This is a genomic window from Flavobacterium hibisci, assembly GCF_020026925.1.
Taxonomy (GTDB): domain Bacteria; phylum Bacteroidota; class Bacteroidia; order Flavobacteriales; family Flavobacteriaceae; genus Flavobacterium; species Flavobacterium hibisci.
The window spans coordinates 232225-255330 of the sequence record NZ_JAIQDW010000005.1 but is presented as its reverse complement, the minus strand read 5'-3'; the positions used below and the strand labels follow the sequence as shown (position 1 = coordinate 255330).

Below are 23106 nucleotides of genomic sequence, written 5' to 3'. Positions count from 1 at the left end.
ATTGCGGCGGGGCTCACCTCTTCCCATCCCGAACAGAGAAGTTAAGCCCGCCTGCGCAGATGGTACTGCAGTTTTGTGGGAGAGTATGTCGTCGCCTTTCTTCAAGAACCCTATTCTGGATAAGAATAGGGTTTTTTGTTTAAAATGAGGTACCTTAGCTCAGATGGTAGAGCAATGGACTGAAAATCCATGTGTCCCTGGTTCGATCCCTGGAGGTACCACAAATTGCTCGGATGGTGAAATTGGTAGACACGCTGGACTTAAAATCCAGTGGACAGCAATGTCCGTGCGGGTTCAAGTCCCGCTCTGAGTACAAAAAAAAACTTCAATTGGCTAATAGCTCATTGGAGTTTTTTTGCTTAATAGAATCACTGCCTTGAAAACAGAAACTCAGGTATCACATAATGCAGGATCAAGACCAAAACCTGTGAAGCGATAAAATTTAAGCATAAAATGGATCAATACGAAAACCTGTGGGATTGAAAAATTAAGCATAAATATTTGTTAGCCTAAAAAGGAAGAATTCTATTTCCTAACCCCTCTGAATTTTTGCTCTGAAAGCTTTTATTTTGCATTAAAAGATTCTGCAAAGGGAGATCTAATCTCCGTGGATATACGGAAATTATTCACATTACCGATCAGGATGCTGAATTTCACATCAATTTCTTTTGAAACTACTACAGAGTTTAAAATGAAGTTCAGGAATACATAAATGCTTTTATAGAAAAGAAATCTGGAAGGTACTATAAAACTTTTTAAGTAAAGCGATTTAAAAGATTCTGGTATGCATTAAATTACAGAGTCTTTTTCGTTTAACACGTTTATTGTTGTTCTTTTCTCTTAATATAAAGCCCTGCAGATTCACTCATCGTTATTAATGATGCTCCAAGGATGACAATATCTTTAATCACCAGCCTGCCTCTTCCTGATAAGTACGGGAAGCCAAATTGATGATCTGTCAGATGAGGAACCCAGCTTTCAGGTGTAGTAATTAAAAATGAAAGTGTTCCGATGGTGAGTATAAAAACCAATATACTGCCAATCATACTTGCCAGTGGTGCCCAATTATGAATTGCAACCAGAAATGCAATGCTTATCAAAAAAATACCGAGACCATTTGAAAAACCGTAAGTGTTGTTGTTGATGTGCCACTGGTGATTTTCAGCAATTAGTTCACCTTCTTTGTTTGTATAATTTTTATAATCTGAAGGGGTTTCGTAAAAAAAAGACATAAATGGACTGTTTGCTACAAAGGGCACAATCCCGTCAGCTTCATAAGTGAAGAATTTGAGTCCGCCAATCCACAGAAAAACAATAACGATGCCTGCTCGAACCATCTTTTTTCCGGCTTTGTCCAGATTTGCTATTGTGTTTAGAATGCTACTTTTCATTGTTTATTTTTTTATAGTTACAATGCAAAGCTAATTCAGTAAATTGATTTAAAGGATGGACAAAAAATGTTATTCCTTAGACAAATCTGCTACAATGGATATTCCGGTGGTTTTTCTAAACATTTGAGGTGACATTTTTGTCATTTTTTTAAATACACGACTGAAATAATATTCGTCCTGGAATTTTAAAGCAAATGCAATTTCTTTAATGCTGAATCTTGTAAGGTGAAGATGTTTTTTAGCCTCAAGAATTAAACGTTCCTGAATCAGTTGTGTTGGTGTTTTACCAAAGCGATTATTACACTGTTTGGTCAGGCTGTTTGGCGTAATGGATAGCAATGATGCATAATCACCAGGTTTATGCAGGGTCAGGAAATTTTCTTCCAGCAGTATTCTGAAATGATCCATTTTTTCGTCCTTCTTCAATTCCAGCCTGTCTGAACTGTTCATCTTGATACTGCTTGACTTGGCGAGAAAAAGCTGTAAAAGCGCCCGAAGTACAATTTCTGAGGGCTCTCTCTGCAGTAATTCCTCAGCAATATTGGCTGTTATCTGTGTATAAAAGGCATGCTGTTCAGCTGTTAGTTTTACAGAAGGTTCCAGATAAATATTATTGAATAACAATCCGTTGCAGGCTACCTCATTTCTGTGAAATTCAATACAGTAAAAGTCTCCATGAAATTGTAAAGTTGTTGAGGTTATTTTTTTAGTTTCTCTGATATAAATGCACTGCTGAGGAGTAGAGAAAAGTATCACAGGAGCTTTAAATGCAAAAGAAGCAAAGTCTGCATGATAAATTCCTTCACCTTCACTAATGAATATAACAGTATATACAGTAAATTGAACAGGGCTATCCAGTAACTGAGTTTTTTCAGATTCCAGGCCAAGTAATAGTGTTCCGTTATCAGAATATATCCTGTTCATGTTTCTAATTGAGAGATGCTGACAAATATAATTATATAATGATTACTGAATCTAAAAATAGAAGTATGAAGCTATCATGTAGTAAAGAATTACTCCAATACTCCTTTAAAAATGTTGTTGGTCGAAATAGTATAAATCAGAATATTGATTTATCTTAAATTTAAATTTTTAATATTCTTACTGGCAAAACATTAATTCGCGTACTAATGAAAAATATTTTTTTATTGCTGTGTTATTTTTTAATAACAATACCAATTTGTTCTCAGGAATTAGCAAATGCTCCAAAACCATTTGGCCCATTGCCAACACAAAAACAATTGGATTGGCATGAAATGGAATTTTATGCTTTTGTTCATTTTTCTTTAAATACGTTCACTAACAAAGAATGGGGATATGGAGATGAATCGACTGAATTATTCAATCCAACAGCTTTAGATACAAGGCAATGGGCACGTATTGCCAAACAGGCAGGAATGAAGGGAATCATTTTAGTAGCCAAACATCATGATGGTTTTTGCTTATGGCCATCAGCTTACACAGAACGCTCTGTTAAAAATTCTCCCTGGAAAAACGGAAAAGGAGATGTTGTAAAAGAATTAGCTGCTGCCTGCAAAGAGTATGATCTAAAATTAGGGCTATATCTTTCCCCATGGGATAGAAATCATGCCCAATACGGTAAACCAGAATACATCACGTATTTCAGAAATCAGCTGAAAGAGTTGCTTACTAATTATGGGGATGTTTTCGAAATGTGGTTTGATGGTGCCAATGGTGGTGATGGTTATTATGGCGGAGCCAATGAAACAAGAAAAATCAATACGCTGGAATATTACGATTGGGATGAAACCTATAAACTCATCTACAAAACTGCACCTAAAACGTTGGTCTGGGGAGTAGGTCCGTCTGAAGCGAGATGGATTGGAAATGAAGAAGGACGTGCCGGAAAAACCAATTGGTCGCTTTTACGTCAAAAAGATGAATTAGCGGGAAAAGTTCATTATACAGAATTCATGTCGGGGCATGAAGACGGCGAAAAATGGGTTCCGGGTGAAGCCGATGTTTCTATCAGACCAGGTTGGTTTTATCATAGTATTGAAGATGATAAAGTACGCTCGCTCGATGAAATGGTTGACATTTATTATGAGTCTATTGGTCGTAATGCAAATTTACTATTGAATCTTCCGGTTGACAGAAGAGGTTTGGTTCATGAAAATGACGAAGTGCGACTAAAAGAATTGATTTCGACCATAAAAGCCGATTTTAAAACGGAATTATTAGCCGGGACAAAAGTTTCTGCTGATAATGTAAGAGGAAACAGTGCTTCATTTACAGCAAAAAATGTAACAGACGGAGATAGAAATACGTACTGGGCTACAGACGATGATGTAAAAAAAGCTTCAATTGTATTTGATTTTGGAAAACCTGTAGCAATCAATCGGATTTTGCTTCAGGAATATATAAAATTAGGACAACGCGTCAAGGCTTTTACGGTTGAAGCCAAGATTGATGGTAACTGGAAAACGGTTGCCAATGAAACCACTATTGGCTATAAAAGAATTTTAAGAATAGACAGAATTACGGCTTCGGCACTTAAAATAAACATTACCGATTCAAAAGCGTGTGTTGTAATTTCGAATATTGAAGCTTATAATGCACCAACTTTTGTGAAGTCTCCTGCCATTGGGCGTGATAAAAGTGGAAATGTATCTATAAAAGCTGAGGAAGGAAATGATATTTATTATACTACTGATGGTTCTAAGCCGTCTGTGAAAAGTAACTTGTATAAGGAAGTTTTTAAGTACAATAAAGCAGTAGTGATAAAAGCGATAGCGGTCAGTAAAAATGAAAATAGGAGCAGTGCATTCACAACAGCAAAGTATGGCGTTTCAAAAGAGAAATGGAAAGTTGTGAGCGCTTCGAGCGGAGATATGAGCTCGGTAAATAAAATAATAGACGGAAATCCTGATACAGACTGGAATTTTGGTGGTGGGAGCAATAATCTTTCAGAGGAAGTAGTCATTGATATGGGAAACACCATCAAAATCAATGGCTTTACTTACATTCCCCAGCAAGTCGGAAATAATCTTAACCTGATATCCAAGTATGAGTTCTATACCAGCTTAGATAATATCAAATGGACCATGCAATCTCAGGGAGAATTTTCGAACATTAAAAACAACCCCATAGAGCAAGTACAAACATTTAACCAAAGCAAGGCAAGATATCTGCGATTTGTCGCTAAATCAAATGATGGAAGAAAAGGTCAGGTATTTTCTATTGGTGAAATAAATGTGGTCGAAAACTAAATACAAACCAACAATAAATGACGATTCCTCTTTTTTGTTTCCGATTTTGTTTTTTGCCGAAGCTAAGAGGTTATTAGTCGAATTTTTAATTTTACAGATAGACAAAGTGTTAATTTTATACTATTATAATTAAAGGAACAGGCAAATGATCAAAGAAAGTATAAATTTCAAAGAAGCTGGGAAATTTGAAGAAACACGATTTGAGAAGATTCACAATGTAATTTTCGAATCATCTCAGGAAGCTTCTGTATTAGTAGCACAGGAAATAGCAAACATAATTCAAAGGAAGGGAGAATTAAATGAACTTTGCGTTTTAGGATTAGCAACAGGATCTTCACCGGTTAAAGTTTACGAAGAGCTTGTAAGACTGCATAAAGAGGAAGGTTTAAGTTTTGCTAATGTGGTAACTTTTAATCTGGATGAATATTATCCAATGGAAAGAAACAATATTCAGAGCTATTGGCATTTTATGCATGAGCACCTTTTTGATCATGTTGATATTTATCCCGAAAATATTAATATACCTGATGGAAATATCAGTAATGAAGATTTACAGCAATATTGTATCGATTATGAAATGAAAATCAAATCATACGGTGGTTTAGATTTTCAGCTTTTAGGAATTGGAAGAACAGGTCACATCGGATTTAACGAACCTGGATCTCACGTAAATTCAGGCACAAGAAGCATTACGCTGGATCATTTGACCCGTATTGATGCAGCATCTTCATTTTTAGGAATCGATAATGTCCCCCGAAAAGCCATTACAATGGGAATTGGTACTGTAAAAACGGCTAAAAGGATTGTACTTCTGGCATGGGGGATAAGTAAGGCTGAAATCATAAAAAAAACGATAGAAGGAGAGATTTCTGCGCGAGTACCAGCGACCTATTTACAACAGCACAATAACACCACATTTGTTTTAGATACCGAGGCTTCATCAGAATTAACGAGAGTAAAAACACCATGGCTCGTAAAATCAGTAGTCTGGGATGAAGAGTTAAAACTGAAAGCTGTAGTCTGGTTAAGCGAATTAACGAAAAAACCTTTTCTTAAACTTACTGATAAAGATTATAATGATAATGGAATGTCAAGTGTCCTGAGTGAAGAGGGAACGGCTTATCATTTAAATATTAAGATGTTTAATAAAATGCAGCAGACGATTACTGGTTGGCCCGGAGGAAAATCAAATGCAGATGATACTTACAGACCAGAACGCGCAACTCCGGAAAGAAAAAGAATTATCATATTCAGCCCGCATCCTGATGATGATGTAATTTCAATGGGAGGAACTTTTGACAGGCTGGTAGAGCAGGGGCATGATGTTCATGTGGCTTACCAGACATCCGGAAATATTGCGGTTTCTAATGAAGAGGCATTAAAATTTGCTGAAATTTCGAAGGCATTAAATAAAAACTCCAGTGAATCTGAAAACATAATCAACTTTTTAAAGAATAAAAAAGCAAATGATATTGATTCATTAGAAGTTAGAAAATTAAAAGGGCTAATTAGAAGAAGCGAATCTTTAGCGGCTACAAGATATTTAGGCTTGCAGGATTCAAATGTGAACTTTCTCGATTTGCCTTTTTATGAAACAGGTACAGTTAAAAAAAATAATCTGGGTGAAGCCGATATAGAAATTATGTGCGATATTATCGAAAGAATAAAACCACATCAGATTTATGCTGCAGGAGATTTAGCAGACCCGCATGGTACTCATAAAGTTTGTTTAGACAGTTTGTTTGAGGCTTTGAAACGATTAAAACATAAAAGTTTTATGGATGATTGCTGGGTCTGGTTATATCGAGGAGCATGGCATGAATGGGAATCTTACCAAATCGAAATGGCGGTTCCAATGAGTCCTGATCAGGTGCTGAAAAAACGTCATGCTATCTTCTATCACCAGTCTCAAAAAGACGGGGTGATGTTTCAGGGTGATGATAGCAGGGAATTTTGGGTAAGAGTTGAAGACAGAAACAGAATGACAGCAGAAAAATACCATGCTTTAGGATTAGCAGATTATTCTGCCATTGAAGCATTTAAGCGATATCATTTCTAGATTGTAAAATCTTTTTAAAATATAATAAACTATTTCATGTGGTTTATTTTGGTTAGTTACCAATGTGAAAATGCAGCCCCGGTCTGGCTGCATTTTTTTGTTTTTTGTGTTTAAAACTATATAGAAGAATTCAAAATTCGTTGTTTCACATGATCAATATAAGATCTTCCAATTACGTATCTAAGACCTTCAATCTCAATACTATTTCCTTCAACAGCATCGATTTTATCAATTGCAATTGTGTATGATCGGTGTATTCTCAGGAAGTTTTTTTCGGGTAGTAAATCGGTAAAATCAGACAAGGTGCTGTGAATTATGTATTTGCCTGTTAAAGTATTTATTTTTAGATAATCTTTAAGGCTTTCGATCACCAGAATTTCGTTGAAGAAGATTTTCTTCATTCTTTTTTTGTCAATTTTAACGAATATAAAAGCGCTGTCGGGTTGGCTGTCCTGAGTTCCATTCTCTTTTTTCTCAATCCTTTTGCTTATTTTATTTAACGTTTTCATTAATCTCGGAAACTCAATTGGCTTCACTAAATAATCTAAAACGTCAAGTTCATAAGTTTCTATGGCAAACTGGCTATAGGCACTTGTGATTACAATTAATGGAGGGTTTTCAAGACTTTTTATAAAATTAATTCCATCCAGAACGGGCATGTTGATGTCCAGAAAAATAACATCGACATTATTATTTTTAATAAAATTCAGGCCTTCAATCGGATTACTGAAAGTATTTATTACCTCAAAATTTTCAAGTGGCTCTAAATAATTTTTAATAATATTAATTGCCAATGGCTCATCGTCTATAATCAAACAATTTATTTTCATTTCTTTAATCTTAGTTATTCGAGCGAAATAATTTTGCAGGCAAAATTAATAAGGAGAGTATTTGTTTTTAAGTGACTTTAATTACAAGCTTTACGACAAAAATATTCTTTTTATTTTTAAAAGAAAGCTTGTAATCATTTTTATTATAGCCTAATTCAAGTCTTTTTTTTACATTTTCCAGACCTATACCACTTGACTTGTTAAAATTGTCTTTATGCTTTGTAATTTCGGGTGTAGGATTTGAAATCTTGAAATGCAGATAGTCACCTTTTATAGTAAAATCAATGTCAATTTTTACTTTTCCGGTGTTTTTATTTACACCATGTTTAAAAGCATTTTCAATAAAAGTCAGTAAAATCACTGGAGAAATTTCTTTATCATGAATATCTCCCGAGACAGACATGTTAACTTCAAGCCTTTCATCATTTCTAATACGTTCCAGATCAAGGTAATTTTGGATGCATAAAATTTCATTTTCTAAAGATTGTTTTTTGCCCTTTGTATCATAGAGCATATACCGCATTAGTTCAGAAAGCTTAAGGACAATTTTGGGAGTTTTGTTTGATTTTTCTACTGATAATGAATAAATATTATTCAATGTATTGAAAAAAAAGTGTGGCGAAATTTGAGATTTAAGAAAAAGTAATTCGGTTTCTAATTGTGATTTTTCTAAATCGGTTACTCTTTTTTGTTCTTGCAAAAAATCAAATGTAATTTTGATTGCTGTTACAAAAGTGATCACATAGAGTTCTCCCATCATCATATCTATCGTATAATTGAGTGTTAATTTATCGATAGTCTCAGGTCCTTCAGGCCAGACGTTATGCGTTATTAATAAGTATGTAAGTTTGAATTTAATAACCACCATTAAAAAAATGGTTGATAAAACAGCCAATACATACAATAGATATCTTTTTCGATAAACCAGATAAGGCATGAAAATTAAAATATTCAGATAACATAATGTCATGTGAATTGGAAAGCCTAATAAGTTTGTTTTTAATGAATACAGGTAATCATTAAAATAGCTTCCCCACCGAAATGTATTAAATAAAAAATAAGTAAGCCAAAAAAAGAAGTGATAATGCAATGGTAACCGATAAGATTTGCCCGAATTTAAATTCATAATAATGATATGTTTTTATGATTTTTTGATGTTTATCCTAGTTTATATGTCGTCCGTCTAAATTACTTTTAACGAAAAGTTGAATTTGTTTAAATTTAAAATTAAATTAAGATTGTTTTTATATGAAGAATTTTACCCTGCTTTTTTTGGTGGTTATTTTAATTGCAAGTTGCAAAATAAATGTAAACAAAAAGCATCATCACGAAACACTTTTTACGGACCACGTTAATCCTTTTATAGGTACTGGTGGTCATGGGCATACATATCCTGGAGCAACAGTTCCTTTTGGAATGCTGCAGGTAAGTCCGGACAACGGTGTTTCAAACTGGGACTGGTGTTCCGGTTATCATTACTCTGATTCTATTGTTTCCGGTTTCAGTCATTTGCATTTAAGCGGAACTGGAATTGGTGATCTGGCAGATATCTTATTTATGCCAACCAATAAAAAACTTGACTTAACTGCAAAAACAGCTTCACGGGATCAATTACCTTATAAATCTAAATACAGTCATGTTAACGAGAAAGCAGCACCGGGCTCTTACCAGGTTTTTCTTGAAGATCCTAAAATCAATGTAGAATTAACTTCTTCACAAAGAACCGCTTATCATAAATACACATTTTCCAAAAATGATAAACAATCGGTTATAATCGATCTGGGATTTGCCATTAACTGGGATAAAGCCCTGAAAACGGGAATTACAATTGAGGAGGAGCATACCATAAGCGGATATCGTTTTAGTACCGGCTGGGCAAAAAATCAGAAAGTATTTTTTGTTGCTAAATTTTCAAAACCAATTACAGAATCGGTTTTATTGGCTGATAAGCAGGTTATCGAAGGAAACAAAGCAGACGGAGAAAATACTGCAGCACAATTATTTTTCGAAAGCAGTAATAGCAATGAATTAGCGGTAAAAGTAGCCTTGTCATCTGTTAGTGTGGCTAATGCCAAAGATAATTTAGATCATGAAAAATCCACATTCGAAAAGACAAAATCTCAGGCAGTTTCTATTTGGAATAATACCTTAAGTAAAATAGAAGTTGAAACACCGGTAGATTCATTAAAAACGATGTTTTATACAGCACTATATCACACACAAGTTGCCCCTGTAACCTATAGTGATAAAAACGGTCAGTTTAGAAAAGAGGATGATCAGATTGTTACAGCAAAAGATTATACCGCCTATTCTACCTTATCACTATGGGATACTTTTAGGGCCGAAAATCCTTTATTGACTTTATTGGCGCCAGACAAAGTTTCAGATATGGTGAACTCAATGTTAACGTATTACGACACAAAAAAAATATTACCAGTCTGGACTTTATATGCCAATGAAACTAATACCATGACAGGATATCACTCCATTCCTGTAATTGTAGATGCTTATTTAAAAGGTATAAAAGGTTTTGATGCCGACAAAGCATTCGAAGCCATGAAAGCTACCATGATGCAGGATGAACGCGGATTGAATTTCTATAAAAAATACGGCTACATTCCTTATAACTTACTTGACGAATCGGTTACTATTACTTTAGAATATGCCTATGATGATTGGTGTATAGCGCAAATGGCCAAAGCATTGGGTAAAAAAGATGATTATCAGTTTTTTCTAAAGAGATCAAAAGCCTATCAGTATTTATTCGATTCGAAGACCGGATTTATGAGAGGTAAATCAGAAGATGGAAAATCATGGAACGAACCTTTTGATCCGAAACATTCGAATCACAGGGAACACACCGATTATACCGAGGGAAATGCCTGGCAGCACAGTTGGTTTGTGCCTCAGAATGTTGATGATTTAATTTCGCTTCACGGAAGCAACGAAGTTTTTACAAAACGCCTGGAGCAGTTATTTACAGAAAGTTCAGAAATCACAGGCAGCAATGTTTCTGCCGATATTTCAGGGTTAATTGGTCAATATGCGCACGGAAACGAACCAAGTCACCACATTGCCTATATGTTTAACCATGCCAGTCAGCCATGGAGAACGCAATATTGGGTACGTCATATTTTAGACACACAATACAATACAACGCCAAACGGATTAAGCGGAAACGAAGACTGCGGACAAATGTCGGCCTGGTACGTTTTCAGTTCCATGGGATTATACCCAATGAATCCGGCTTCAGGCGAATACGAAATTGGAAGCCCGATTTTCGAAAAAGCCACCATCAATCTTGAAGAAGGAAAAGCATTTGTAATTGAAGCAGAAAATGTTTCAGAGAAAAATTTCTATATCCAGTCAGCAACACTCAATGGTGTTCCATTCAATACAACAGTAATATCGCATAAAGAAATATTGCAAGGCGGAATTTTACACTTTGTAATGGGATCAGAGCCCAATAAAAACTGGGGAAAGAAGTAGTTAGTGTTCAGTTTATAGTTTGCAGTTTGTAGTAATCAGTTATCAAAAGAAATATAAAAAACAACCAACAAAACCATAAGCTAAAAAACTAAGGACTAAAGACTAAAGACTAATAACTAAAAAAAGAACTAAACTAATTAACAATAAAAATTAATGGATATCATTGACGTATCAATTATCGTAGCTTATATTCTCCTCTCTGTCGGAATAGGAATCTGGATTTCAAGAAAAGCATCAAAAGGACTCGATGATTATTTCCTTGGCGGAAAAACAATCAAATGGTATTTTTTAGGTCTTAGCAACGGATCAGGAATGTTTGATGTTTCAGGAACTTCCTGGATGATTGGGGTTTTATTTCTGTACGGAGTAAAAAGTTTTATGTTCATGTGGCTTTGGCCGATTTGGAACCAGATTTTCGTGATGATGTTCCTTGCGGTCTGGATTAGAAGATCAAAAGTAATGACGGGTTCTGAATGGATTTTAACCCGTTTTGGAAGCGACAAAGCCGGAAAAGCATCTCATATTATCGTGGCTATTTTTGCAATCATTTCGACCATTGGTTTTATCGCCTATTTCTTCGAAGGAATCGGAAAATTTGTAACCATTATTCTTCCCTGGGATTTAACGCTCCATTACGGAGATATGATTTTACTAACATCAGAGCGTTCTTATGCCTTATTAATTATTTTTCTAACAACCATTTACACCGTAAAGGGCGGAATGTTTTCTGTAGTTGCAACAGAAGTTGTACAATATTTAATTATGATCACAGCCGGAGCTTTAATTGCAGGTTATGCATTCATTAATTATACGGATATTCAGATTAATGCGATTATTACAGAAGAGTGGAAGAATGTTTTCTTTGGATGGCAGTTTGAAACTCAATGGACAGATAAATTTCAGACATTCAATAATTTAATTGATTCAGAAGGTTACAAAATGTTTGGTGCTTTCATCGGAATGACCTTATTCAAAGGATTCTTTGCAAGTGTGGCTGGTCCAACGCCAAGTTATGATTTACAAAGGGTTCTTTCGACCAAATCGGTAAAAGAGGCAGCTTATATGAGTGGTTTTACCAACCTGATTTTGTTCATTCCGAGATATTTATTAATTACCGGAATCGTGGTAATTGCATTAGTAAACTTAGCACCAGAATTAAACGCAAACACAGGATTAACAGGAGCTGACCTGGAATTATTAATGCCCAAAGTGGTCAATTTATACATTCCCGTTGGAATTAAAGGAATTCTTTTAGCCGGTTTATTAGCCGCTTTTATGTCGGGATTCTCAGCATTCGTAAACGCTGGACCAGCTTACATTGTAAATGATATTTATAAAAAATATTTCAAACCAGTAGCTTCAAATGCACATTATATTAAAGTAAGCCAGATTTCGTCTTTCCTTGTTGTGGGTTTAGGTGTTTTCATGGGATTCTTTGCAGATTCTATCAACTCTTTAACGCTGTGGATTACAAGTGCATTGTATGGAGGTTACGTAGCAGCGAATTTCCTAAAATGGATTTGGTGGCGATTTAACGGTTGGGGTTATTTCTGGGGAATGTTTGCCGGCTTGATTGTAGCTTCTTTACAATTTGCTTTAGGTCAGGCTAAAGGAAGTTTAACCGAAGGTTCTTTCTTATACGATTTAGCGCAAGTTCAGGCCATTTACCTTTTCCCGTTAATATTCGGATTTTCAATTTTAGGATGTCTTTTAGGAACATATTTAAGTCAGCCGACCGAAATGGAAGTTTTAAAATCTTTTTATTCCAACGTAAGACCTTGGGGATTTTGGAATCCGGTTTATAAGCAATTAAAAGCCGAAAATCAGTCTTTCGAAAAAAACAATGATTTCTGGCTGGATATGATGAACTGTGCCATCGGAATTGTGTGGCAGTCAAGTATGATCCTGCTTCCGATATTCTTCATCATCAGGGATTATCCAAAAGCAATTACGGCATTGGTTGTGTTTTTAGTGACAACAACAATATTGAAATTTACATGGTTGGATAAAGTTAGAAAAATAGAAGAATAGAAAATTGGATAATTAAGTCAGTTAGAAAATTAAACATAAAAGTTCGTCAAAGTTAAACCACAGTTTGTCATCCTGACGAAGGAAGGATCTCCGCAAGAAGCTCCTCACAGGAATTTTTCAACGTTTGTAGAGTTTCTCGCGGAGATTCCTCGTTCCTCGGAATGACAACATTGTGTGGAGTTTCGAGCTTCTCAAAAAAAGTAAACAAAAAATATAATAATAAAGAAAGAGAGCATGAGCACAATTCCCTGGCAGGACAGACCTGAAAACAGCAATGACGTAATGTGGAGATATTCTGAAAATCCAATTATTGACAGATACGCTATACCATCATCAAACAGTATTTTTAATAGTGCCGTTGTTCCTTTTGGCGACGGATTTGCAGGTGTTTTCAGATGTGATAATAAAGCGGTTCAAATGAATATTTTTGCCGGATTTAGTAAAAACGGAATCGATTGGGATATCAACCATGAACCAATTGAGATGAAATCCGGAAATACCGAAATGATCGAATCTGCTTATAAATACGATCCTCGTGTGGTTTGGATCGAAGATCGTTACTGGATTACATGGTGTAATGGATACAACGGACCAACAATCGGAATTGGCTATACGTTTGATTTCAAAGAATTTTTTCAGTGCGAAAATGCCTTTTTACCTTTCAACAGAAACGGTGTTTTATTTCCACAAAAAATAAACGGAAAATATGCCATGTTAAGTCGTCCGAGTGATAACGGACATACGCCTTTTGGAGATATCTGGATCAGTTACAGCCCGGATATGAAATATTGGGGAGAACACAGATTAGTTATGAAACCAACTCCTTTTGAAGACAGTGCATGGCAATGCACTAAGGTTGGGGCAGGGCCAATACCTATTTTAACTAACGAAGGCTGGTTAATGATTTATCACGGCGTTATCAATACCTGCAACGGTTTCCGTTACGCCATGGGATCAGCACTTTTAGATGTAGATTCACCCGATAAAGTAAAATACAGAACACAGCCTTATTTGTTAGGCCCGGCAGAACTTTATGAAATGGTTGGAGATGTACCCAATGTGGTTTTTCCATGTGCAGCTTTGCATGACACTAAAGAAGATAAATTAGCCGTTTATTATGGTGCAGCCGATACGGCAGTAGCAATAGCTTTCGGAAAACTGAGTGAAGTGATTCAGTTTACAAAAGATAATAGTCTATAAAAAAATAAGCATGTTTTTAAAAAATCAATGGTTAACAATTGTTTTAGTTTTTTCTTCGATTGCTGTGTTTTCACAATCGAAGAAAAATACTATTGTGCCTAAAACCTATACAGCGAATAAAATTACAAAACCAATTGTGATTGACGGAGACGAATCAGATCCGGCTTGGGAAAATGCAGACTGGACAGCTCTTTTTGAAGATATCGAAAACAATATTAAACCAAAATATGCAACAAAAGTTAAAATGCTCTGGGATGAAACCAATTTTTATATTTTAGCAAAAATTGAGGACCCGCATGTCTGGGCAAATTTAAAACAACGTGATACCATTATTTTTTACAACAACGATTTTGAAGTTTTTATTGATCCCGACGGCGACACGTTTAATTATTATGAATTAGAAATTAATGCTTTAAATACAGCCTGGGATTTGTTTTTGTCAAAACCTTACAGAGAAAATGATAATGTTGTTTTAAACGACTGGAATATTCCGGGTCTGAAATCAGCGGTAAAAATCAACGGAACGCTTAATAACCCAAACGATACTGATGAAGGCTGGGTTTTAGAAATGGCAATTCCATGGGCATCTTATAAAAAATCTTACAACGAAAATAATGTGCCGGCAGATCAATTCTGGAGAGTTAATTTCTCAAGGGTAAACTGGCAGCATACAGTTGTTGAAGGTAAATACGAACGCAAAAAAGACGCTGACGGAAAATTTCTTCCGGAGTACAACTGGGTTTGGTCACCAATGGGCGTAATCAATATGCATGAACCCGAAAAATGGGGATATGTTTATTTTTCTTCGAAGGAAGAAAAAGACACTTTTACGATTCCGCAGGACGAAAAAGTAAAATGGGAGCTCTACAATTTATATCGTGCTCAAAAAGAATATTATCAAAACAATAAAGTCTGGGCAAAATCATTAACGGATTTAACGAAAGAAACGATCAAAGTCGATGGTAAAATTTTAAAACCTATCTTAGAAAATCATGCTTCGGGATATAATATTTTGATAAAAAGCCCTTTTTCAAATCAAACTTTTACCATAAAAGAAGATGGTCAGTTTTTAAAGTAAAAAACAATTTAGACAATTTATCTGTAATGATTCATTTTAGAGAATATAATATGGCAATTAAATCCGTTTTTTTAGTCCTGATTATCAGTGCGTTTTTTGCTTGTTCTTCATTAGAAAGAAAACAAAATCAATCCAAAGAGGATTTTAAAATAATTGGATATGTTGCCGGCTATGAGAATTTTGATCCGGCTAAAGTTGATGCGGGCAAGCTGACTCATCTTAATTATGCCTTTGCTAATATTGTTGATGGAAATGTTCAGTTTGAGCTGGCTACAGATAAAACGAAAATAGAAAGCGTAATGGCACTTAAAAAGCAAAATCCGGGTTTAAAAATATTGTATTCTATTGGCGGCTGGGTTTGGTCAGATCAGTTTTCAAATATAGCGGCTTATGCTCAATCAAGAGAAAAATTTGCTAAAAGTGCTGTTATAGTAATGAAAACTCATGGTTTTGACGGAATTGATATCGACTGGGAGTTTCCCGGACAACGTGCAGAGGATAATGTTTTCAGACCTTCAGACAAAGAAAATTTTACGTTGCTGTTAGGCGAATTGCGTAAACAATTAGAAATTGAAACCCAGGTAGATAATAAGCATTATTTACTTACAATTGCAGCAGCAACAGATCAGGAATATATCAACCATACTGATTTAAAAAAAGCACATCAATATCTTGATTTTATAAATCTAATGTGCTACGATTTTTATAACGGTTGGTTTTATCAAACAGGACATCACGCTAATTTATTTCCATCAAAAGAAGAAAAATTTGGAGGAAACAGTATTAGTGAGTCTGTAGATAAATTCTTAAAGGAAGGTGTGCCTGCCAAAAAGCTTATTTTAGGAATTCCTTTTTACGGAAGAAAATGGGAAAAAGTAACACCTGTAAATAATGGTTTATACCAGTCAGCCTTAACGGGAAGTACTATTGTCGCATCCTGGGAAATTGCTGCGGAAATAAAATCAGGAAAATTTCAGGAATTATATGATGACTCTGCAAAAGCATCTTATTTATGGAATGCTCAGGACAATATTTTTATTTCTTATGAAACTCCAAAAGAAATTGCTTTAAAGACAGCTTTTATCAAAAAGAAAAAATTAGGCGGGGCTATGTTTTGGGAATATAGTTTAGACAATAACCAGGAGTTATTAAACAAATTGTACCAAAGTGCAGGTCAAATAAAACAAAGCAATTAAGTATGAAACTAACAAAACTATTATTTTTTTTACTGGCACTTAGTGTTCTTTCATGTGGCAAAAAAGAAGAACAAACTACTTTTAAATTTGGAGTCTGGACTTCTGCAGATGCTAAAAAATCTGATGCGGACTATACAAAAGAATTTAAAAAATACAAAGACGGAGGAATCGACGAAGTATTGATAAATACAGGAACAGATCCAAAACTTTTAAAACGAATAGCGCCTTTAGCTGCAAAAGAAGGCCTGAAAGTTCACGCCTGGATCATGGCGATGAACAGACCCGGAGATTCAGTTGCATTACAGCATCCGGACTGGTATCAGGTTAGCAAAGAAGGAAAATCGTGTTTTGATAATCGCCCTTATGTGGATTATTACCAATGGCTTTGTCCAACCAGAAAAGAATCAAGAAATCATGTTTTACATTTAGTGGAAGAACTGGCCAAAGTTGACGGAATCGAAAGCGTACACTTAGATTATATTCGTTTCCCGGACATCTTTTTGCCAATCAGTTTATTGCCAAAATATAATCTGGTTCAGGATGTAGAATTACCGCAATTCGATTTTTGCTATTGTGATGAATGTGTAAAAGCATTCGGGAAGATACATCATAAAAATCCAAAAGGAAGTCACAACACTTCGATCGATATGGAATGGAAAAACTTCAGGCTAAATGCGATTAAAGCTGTTGTTGACGATGCGTATAAAATTGCACACAAACACAACAAACAATTAACTGCAGCTGTTTTTCCTTATCCTGAAATGGCAGATCATATGGTACGCCAGCGCTGGGACAAATGGAATATTGATGAGGTATATCCCATGATTTACCACAGTTTTTATGATGAAGAAATTGACTGGGTAGGTTATGCTACAAAACAGGGAGTTGCTGATTTACAAGACAAGAAAACGAAAATCAATACAGGAATTTATATTCCGGGATTGAAAAATGATGAGGAACTTAAAGAAGCTATTTTACTGGCAAAAGAAAACGGAGCAATTGGAGTTACTTTCTTCGACGGAAATGCTTTATCTGAACGTAATTTAAAAACCATTAAAGAAACAAAAGCAGGTTTAAAATAATTCTGAAGTTTTCATTTAAAAGTAAAAGACCATGTCAAACAGAAGAAATTTTATAAAAAAAGCAACCTTAGGCACATTAGCTATAAGTTCTGTTTTAGGATTTAGAGGATTTGCAAAAAATCACGAAGAGGAGACAGAAGAAATACTGGAATTTCCTTCAAAAAGGGTAAAAAAGCCAGTTGTGATTTCAACATGGAATCATGGTTTGCCAGCCAATCAGGAAACCTGGAAACAAATGAAAGCCGGAAAATCAGCTTTAGACGCACTTGAAGCAGGTCTTAAAATACCAGAAGCTGACCCGACTGTTCGTAGTGTGGGTTACGGAGGATATCCGGACCGCGAAGGAAAAGTAACGTTGGATGCCTGTATTATGGATCATAACAGTAATTGTGGTTCGGTATGTTTTCTGCAGGGAATTAAACACCCAATTTCTGTTGCAAAAAGAGTATTGCAAAATACGCCTCACGTTATGTTAGCGGGACAAGGCGCATTACAATTTGCTTTGTCAGAAGGATTTAAAGAAGAAAATTTGCTGACTCCCGAATCTGAAAAAGACTGGAAAAAATGGCTGGAAGATTCTAAATACAAACCGGTTATAAATATAGAAAACCACGATACGATAAGCATGCTAATGTTAGACCAGGAAGGTAATCTTGCTGGTGGCTGTACTACAAGTGGTGCCGCCTGGAAAATGCACGGACGTGTTGGAGATTCTCCAATTATCGGAGCCGGTCTTTTCCTGGACAACGAAGTAGGGGCTGCAGCAGCAACCGGTTTAGGAGAAGCTGTAATCAGAACAGCGGGAAGTGCAATGGTAGTCGAATTAATGCGTCAGGGGAAATCACCTTACGATGCCTGTAAAGAAATCACGGAACGTATTTACAACAAACATAAAAATCACAAAGACATGGAATACCTGCAGGTTGGTTTTATTGCTTTGAATAAAAATGGGGAACATGCGGGTTATAGCTTACGATCTGGATTTAATTATGCCATTTCTGATGATCAAAAAGGACACAGAATGGAAGATGCGAAATTTAAAATGTCTTGGGATAAATAGTTAGTACCTGACTTTGTCAAAGTTTTGAAGCTTTGACAAAGTTTTTTCATAAAGTTTGTCATTCCGAGGAACGAGGAATCTCCGTTGCTAGATCGACAAAGATTGGCGAATTACTATGAGGAGCTACTCGCGGAGATTTCTCCTTCGTCGAAATGACAAACTAAACTAAAAAAACTACCTCTCTTCTTCTTTCAATAAGAAATTGAGAAGACAAACCAAAAAATAAAGAATGAAAAAATTACTATTCCTATTAACGCTAACCCTTTCAGTTTTCTCGGCTCATGCGCAGAAAGTTTACACAGAAAGTGATATTCGTATTATTCCGAAACCGAGTCAGACTTTTATTAAAACAGGTGTTTTTGAATTTACAAAAGATACAAAGTTTGTTGTAAACGGCGATTTCCAAAAAGATGCTGCAAATGCTTTAGCTTCTAAATTTGAAACAGCTGCAGGATGGAAACCAGAAGTGACAGCTAAAGCTCCTGCAACCAATTATATTTTGCTAAAAACAGATCCGAATTTAAAAAATGAAGGGTATGTTTTAGATGTAAATCCGACGAATATTGTGATTTCTGCTAAAGGAAACGTTGGTTTTATGTATGGTTTAGAAAGTGTGAGACAATTACTTCCGGAAGCGATTGAAAGCAAATATGAAATTACTTCTGCAAAATGGCAGATTCCAAGTTTAACAATTAACGATGAACCTCGTTTCAAATGGAGAGGCTTAATGCTGGATTTATCACGTCATTTCTTCGATAAAAATTATATTCTCGCTACAATCGATCGTTTGGCCATGCACAAAATGAATGTTTTGCATTTGCATTTGGTTGATGATCAGGGCTGGAGAATCGAAATTAAAAAATATCCAAAATTAACAGAAGTTGGTGCGTGGAGAGTCGATCAGGAAAACTTATCATGGAATGCAAGGCTTCCGGTTACAGCAGATCAAAAAGGAACATACGGCGGGTTCTTTACGCAAGATGAATTAAGAGAAATTGTAAAATATGCCGCTTCAAAAGGAATCGAAATTATCCCAGAAATCGAAATGCCGGCTCACGTAAGCAGTGCTATAGCATCGTATCCTGAACTAGCATGTTTTGATCAAAAAATTGGTGTTCCATCAGGTGGACTATGGCCGATAACGGATATTTATTGTGCAGGAAAAGAATCAACTTTTGAATTTTTGCAAAATGTAATTGATGAAGTCATCACCATTTTCCCTTCAAAATATATTCATATTGGAGGTGATGAAGCGACGAAAACCAATTGGGCAAAATGTCCGCATTGCCAGAAAAGAATCAAAGACGAGAAATTAAAAGATGTAAACGAATTGCAAAGCTATTTTGTAAAACGTATGGAAAAATACATCAACTCAAAAGGTAAAAAAGTTATCGGCTGGGATGAAATTTTAGAAGGCGGTTTAGCTCCAGACGCAACTGTAATGAGCTGGAGAGGAATGAAAGGCGGCATTGAAGCAGCAGATCAAGGTCATGACGTAATTATGACTCCAGAATCTCCTTGTTATTTCAACTTTTACCAAGGTCCGCAAAACGAAGAACCTTTAGCTTTTGATGCGTATAATCCGTTAAGCGAAGTGTATAAATTTGATCCTGTAGTTGCGACAATGACACCTCAGGAAGCAGCACATGTTTTAGGAGGACAAGCCAATTTATGGGCAGAACATTTGTCTTTACCAAAAGATTCTGAATACATGATTTTTCCAAGATTGGCCGCTTTATCAGAAACTTTATGGAGTCCGAAGGAGAAACGCAATTGGAATGATTTTACAACGAGATTATTTTCGTTATTCAAACGTTACGATTATATCGGAATCAATTATGCGAAAAGTGCGTATTTGGTAACCGCTTCTTCTACAACAGATTTAGGGAATAAACAAATCAAAGTAGAATTGAAAAATGAGTTTCCAAATCCAGACATTCGGTATGTTTTAGGAGATAAAAGTATCGATCATCATGCTCAAAAATATGTTGCTCCAATTGAAATCAAGGAAACGACAGTTTTAAAAGCTTCTTTATTTCAAGATGATAAACCAGTCGGAAAAACTTATACAGATACTATTGTTTTCCACAAAGGATTTGCTAAAAAAGTTAAATATTTAACACCTTACAACCAGAGTTATAAAGGAGATGCCAATACAATGGTGAATACAATCAGAGGAAGTAAAAATTTCCACGACGGACAATGGCAGGCTTGGCTAGTTAATGATATGGAATTGGTTATAGATCTTGAAAAAATAGAAACCATTGAACAAGTTAAAGTTGGAGTTTTAGAAAGCCAGGGTGCAGGAGTTAATTTTCCAATTGAAGTTAAAATTCTGATTTCTGATGACGGATTTAAATACAGACAAGTTGGAAAAATTATTCGTCCTTATGCAGTAAATGCAGTTCCGGAATTGAAAGGTTTTAAAATCAATTTCCAAAAGCAAAATGCACGCTTTGTAAAAGTAATTGCTGGCAACTTAAAGAAAAGTCCAAAAGGAGAAAGCTCTTGGTTGTTTGTCGATGAAATTTTAATTGATTAATTATTTAGTTAATAAGAAATGAATAAAATACTATTTAAGCTCGCGATATTATTGATTGGGTTGATGCCATTTTTGAGCACAGCGCAGACCAAAGGGTTTTCTATAGCTAATGGAGAATTTCAGCAAGACGGGAAAATTGTTAAAATACATTCGGGCGAAATGCACTATGCACGTATTCCTAAAGAATATTGGCGACATAGATTGCAAATGCTAAAAGCTATGGGAATGAATACCGTGGCCACTTATGTGTTTTGGAATTATCACGAAACAGCACCTGGTGTATGGGATTTTAAAACAGAAAATAGAGATTTAGCAGCGTTTTTAAGTATTGCTAAAAGTGAAGGATTGTATGTGATTCTTAGGCCAGGCCCGTATGCATGTGGTGAATGGGAATTTGGAGGATATCCGTGGTGGTTGCAAAATAATCCGGATTTAGTAATTCGTACCAATAACAAAGCATTTTTAGAAGCTTGTAAAACGTATCTTGAACATTTGTATGCAGAGGTAAAAGGATATTTTGCTAGTCAGGGAGGACCGATTATTATGGTTCAGGCAGAAAATGAATTTGGTTCATACGTTTCTCAAAGAACAGATATTAAAGCTGAGGATCATAAAGCATACAAAACTGCAATTTATAATATGCTTAAAGAAACGGGATTTCCAGAACCTTTTTTTACTTCTGATGGTACTTGGCTGTTTGAAGGTGGTTCGGTTGAAGGCGTGTTGCCGACTGCAAATGGCGAATCAAACATAGAGAATTTAAAGAAACAGGTTGATAAATTCCATAAAGGACAAGGACCTTATATGGTCGCAGAGTTTTATTCTGGCTGGCTGGATCATTGGGCAGAACCATTTATTAAAATTGGATCGGAGGAGATTGCAAGCCAAACTAAAAAGTATCTTGATGCTGGTGTTTCTTTTAATTATTATATGGTGCACGGCGGTACTAATTTCGGATTTACCTCTGGAGCAAATTATAATGAAGAAATGGATATTCAGCCAGATATTACAAGCTATGATTATGATGCTCCTATTAGCGAAGCAGGCTGGGCAACGCCAAAATTTATGGCTATACGTGATGTAATGCAAAAGTATTCTAAAACGAAATTAGCACAGATTCCAGAGAAAATACCCGTTACAAAATATCCTAATCAGCCTGTCAAATCTAGTATGGATGTTTTAAGTTGGATAAAAAAAGAAAAACCTGTTGTAAATGACCAGCCCTTAACATTTGAAAAATTAGGTCAGGGAAATGGTTATGTTTTATATCGTAAACGATTTACGCAGCCCATTTCAGGTCAATTAAAAATTGCCGGATTAAGAGACTTTGCTACCGTTTATGTAAATGGAGTTAAGGCGGGTGAATTGAATAGAGTTTTCAAAAATTATGACTTGACCGTTACTATTCCTTTTAATGGTATTTTAGAAATTCTGGTTGAAAATATGGGACGCATTAATTACGGAGCCGAAATAGTACATAACACGAAAGGAATTATTTCTCCAGTTTTCATTAATGAATTTGAAATTAGTGGTGGATGGGAAATGTACAAAATGCCGATGAATGAAGTTCCAGTTCTTAAAAATGAAACGGTAAAATCTGGACGACCGGTTATTTATGAATCTACCCTAAACATCGACAAACCAGCCGATACTTTTCTGGATATGACCAATTGGGGAAAAGGAATTGTATTTGTTAACGGACACAATCTTGGACGTTACTGGAAAGTAGGACCGCAGCAAACGCTTTATGTACCGGGTTGTTGGCTGAAAAAAGGTGAAAATAATTTTGTTGTATTCGAGCAGCTTAATGAAAATAGTAAAACAGAATTAACTTTTACAGATCAACCGATACTTGAAAAGTTAAATTGAGAAAACTACTTATTAAACAAAGCACAAAAACTATAAATATAAATTTAGA

15 protein-coding genes, 2 tRNA genes and 1 rRNA gene are annotated in these 23106 nt (G+C 35.4%); 14 read left to right on the top strand and 4 right to left on the bottom strand.

Annotated features, from left to right (window positions below; translation table 11 throughout):
- The 3 genes from rrf to K8B81_RS07880 all read left to right on the top strand — a co-directional run.
- Positions 1–100, top strand: a 5S ribosomal RNA gene (gene rrf / locus K8B81_RS07890); the annotation flags it as partial.
- Positions 101–148: 48 nt separating this feature from the next.
- A tRNA-Phe gene (locus K8B81_RS07885) sits at positions 149–221 on the top strand.
- Between the two features lie 6 nt (positions 222–227).
- Positions 228–313, top strand: a tRNA-Leu gene (locus tag K8B81_RS07880).
- Positions 314–821: 508 nt separating this feature from the next.
- On the opposite strand, the gene K8B81_RS07875 is transcribed toward K8B81_RS07880, so the two are convergent.
- Positions 822–1391 (bottom strand): DUF417 family protein, encoded by a 570-nt coding sequence (locus K8B81_RS07875; RefSeq protein WP_223680625.1) that lies wholly within the window; start codon positions 1389–1391, stop codon positions 822–824.
- A gap of 69 nt (positions 1392–1460) precedes the next feature.
- Entirely contained in the window at positions 1461–2315 is an 855-nt protein-coding gene (locus tag K8B81_RS07870) for a helix-turn-helix domain-containing protein (protein ID WP_223680624.1), read from the bottom strand.
- A gap of 206 nt (positions 2316–2521) precedes the next feature.
- Between K8B81_RS07870 and K8B81_RS07865 the strand changes: the two genes are divergently transcribed.
- Positions 2522–4621, top strand: a complete 2100-nt coding sequence (locus tag K8B81_RS07865) for an alpha-L-fucosidase (protein ID WP_223680623.1) — start codon at positions 2522–2524, stop codon at positions 4619–4621.
- A 145-nt stretch (positions 4622–4766) separates the two neighbouring features.
- Positions 4767–6680 (top strand): glucosamine-6-phosphate deaminase, encoded by a 1914-nt coding sequence (nagB, locus tag K8B81_RS07860; protein WP_223680622.1) that lies wholly within the window; start codon positions 4767–4769, stop codon positions 6678–6680.
- A 116-nt stretch (positions 6681–6796) separates the two neighbouring features.
- Here nagB and K8B81_RS07855 read toward each other — a convergent pair whose 3' ends face one another.
- Both K8B81_RS07855 and K8B81_RS07850 read right to left on the bottom strand, forming a co-directional pair.
- On the bottom strand, positions 6797–7510 hold the full coding sequence (locus K8B81_RS07855; RefSeq protein WP_223680621.1) for a LytR/AlgR family response regulator transcription factor: 714 nt from the start codon (positions 7508–7510) through the stop codon (positions 6797–6799).
- A gap of 67 nt (positions 7511–7577) precedes the next feature.
- Positions 7578–8636 (bottom strand): sensor histidine kinase, encoded by a 1059-nt coding sequence (locus tag K8B81_RS07850; protein ID WP_223680620.1) that lies wholly within the window; start codon positions 8634–8636, stop codon positions 7578–7580.
- A 122-nt stretch (positions 8637–8758) separates the two neighbouring features.
- On the opposite strand from K8B81_RS07850, the gene K8B81_RS07845 reads away from it, so the two are divergent.
- The 9 genes from K8B81_RS07845 (at position 8759) to K8B81_RS07805 (ending at position 23057) form a co-directional block, all read left to right on the top strand.
- The gene (locus K8B81_RS07845) at positions 8759–10999 is read left to right on the top strand and encodes a GH92 family glycosyl hydrolase (RefSeq protein WP_223680619.1); all 2241 of its coding nucleotides are present in this window, start codon (positions 8759–8761) and stop codon (positions 10997–10999) included.
- A 153-nt stretch (positions 11000–11152) separates the two neighbouring features.
- Positions 11153–13030: a sodium:solute symporter family protein gene (locus K8B81_RS07840; RefSeq protein WP_223680618.1), complete on the top strand. Its 1878-nt coding sequence runs from the start codon at positions 11153–11155 to the stop codon at positions 13028–13030.
- A gap of 234 nt (positions 13031–13264) precedes the next feature.
- Positions 13265–14230 (top strand): glycoside hydrolase family 130 protein, encoded by a 966-nt coding sequence (locus K8B81_RS07835; RefSeq protein WP_223680617.1) that lies wholly within the window; start codon positions 13265–13267, stop codon positions 14228–14230.
- 10 nt (positions 14231–14240) lie between these two features.
- Positions 14241–15308: a carbohydrate-binding family 9-like protein gene (locus K8B81_RS07830; RefSeq protein WP_223680615.1), complete on the top strand. Its 1068-nt coding sequence runs from the start codon at positions 14241–14243 to the stop codon at positions 15306–15308.
- Positions 15309–15358: 50 nt separating this feature from the next.
- Positions 15359–16504 (top strand): glycoside hydrolase family 18 protein, encoded by a 1146-nt coding sequence (locus K8B81_RS07825; protein ID WP_223680613.1) that lies wholly within the window; start codon positions 15359–15361, stop codon positions 16502–16504.
- Positions 16505–16506: 2 nt separating this feature from the next.
- Positions 16507–17586 (top strand): putative glycoside hydrolase, encoded by a 1080-nt coding sequence (locus K8B81_RS07820; RefSeq protein ID WP_223680611.1) that lies wholly within the window; start codon positions 16507–16509, stop codon positions 17584–17586.
- A gap of 31 nt (positions 17587–17617) precedes the next feature.
- The gene (locus K8B81_RS07815; protein WP_223680609.1) at positions 17618–18646 is read left to right on the top strand and encodes an isoaspartyl peptidase/L-asparaginase family protein; all 1029 of its coding nucleotides are present in this window, start codon (positions 17618–17620) and stop codon (positions 18644–18646) included.
- A 229-nt stretch (positions 18647–18875) separates the two neighbouring features.
- Positions 18876–21188: a beta-N-acetylhexosaminidase gene (locus tag K8B81_RS07810; protein ID WP_223680607.1), complete on the top strand. Its 2313-nt coding sequence runs from the start codon at positions 18876–18878 to the stop codon at positions 21186–21188.
- Positions 21189–21206: 18 nt separating this feature from the next.
- Positions 21207–23057 carry a glycoside hydrolase family 35 protein gene (locus K8B81_RS07805; protein ID WP_223680605.1) on the top strand — a complete coding sequence of 617 codons (1851 nt, stop codon included), beginning with the start codon at positions 21207–21209 and terminating at the stop codon, positions 23055–23057.
- Positions 23058–23106 lie beyond the last annotated feature (49 nt).

Bases quoted from the DNA above. Each gene is read 5' to 3' on its own strand.
- K8B81_RS07875 (WP_223680625.1), bottom strand. From the start codon at position 1,391: ATGAAAAGTAGCATTCTAAACACAATAGCAAATCTGGACAAAGCCGGA.
- K8B81_RS07870 (WP_223680624.1), bottom strand. From the start codon at position 2,315: ATGAACAGGATATATTCTGATAACGGAACACTATTACTTGGCCTGGAA.
- K8B81_RS07865 (WP_223680623.1), top strand. From the start codon at position 2,522: ATGAAAAATATTTTTTTATTGCTGTGTTATTTTTTAATAACAATACCA.
- nagB (WP_223680622.1), top strand. From the start codon at position 4,767: ATGATCAAAGAAAGTATAAATTTCAAAGAAGCTGGGAAATTTGAAGAA.
- K8B81_RS07855 (WP_223680621.1), bottom strand. From the start codon at position 7,510: ATGAAAATAAATTGTTTGATTATAGACGATGAGCCATTGGCAATTAAT.
- K8B81_RS07850 (WP_223680620.1), bottom strand. From the start codon at position 8,636: ATGAATTTAAATTCGGGCAAATCTTATCGGTTACCATTGCATTATCAC.
- K8B81_RS07845 (WP_223680619.1), top strand. From the start codon at position 8,759: ATGAAGAATTTTACCCTGCTTTTTTTGGTGGTTATTTTAATTGCAAGT.
- K8B81_RS07840 (WP_223680618.1), top strand. From the start codon at position 11,153: ATGGATATCATTGACGTATCAATTATCGTAGCTTATATTCTCCTCTCT.
- K8B81_RS07835 (WP_223680617.1), top strand. From the start codon at position 13,265: ATGAGCACAATTCCCTGGCAGGACAGACCTGAAAACAGCAATGACGTA.
- K8B81_RS07830 (WP_223680615.1), top strand. From the start codon at position 14,241: ATGTTTTTAAAAAATCAATGGTTAACAATTGTTTTAGTTTTTTCTTCG.
- K8B81_RS07825 (WP_223680613.1), top strand. From the start codon at position 15,359: ATGGCAATTAAATCCGTTTTTTTAGTCCTGATTATCAGTGCGTTTTTT.
- K8B81_RS07820 (WP_223680611.1), top strand. From the start codon at position 16,507: ATGAAACTAACAAAACTATTATTTTTTTTACTGGCACTTAGTGTTCTT.
- K8B81_RS07815 (WP_223680609.1), top strand. From the start codon at position 17,618: ATGTCAAACAGAAGAAATTTTATAAAAAAAGCAACCTTAGGCACATTA.
- K8B81_RS07810 (WP_223680607.1), top strand. From the start codon at position 18,876: ATGAAAAAATTACTATTCCTATTAACGCTAACCCTTTCAGTTTTCTCG.
- K8B81_RS07805 (WP_223680605.1), top strand. From the start codon at position 21,207: ATGAATAAAATACTATTTAAGCTCGCGATATTATTGATTGGGTTGATG.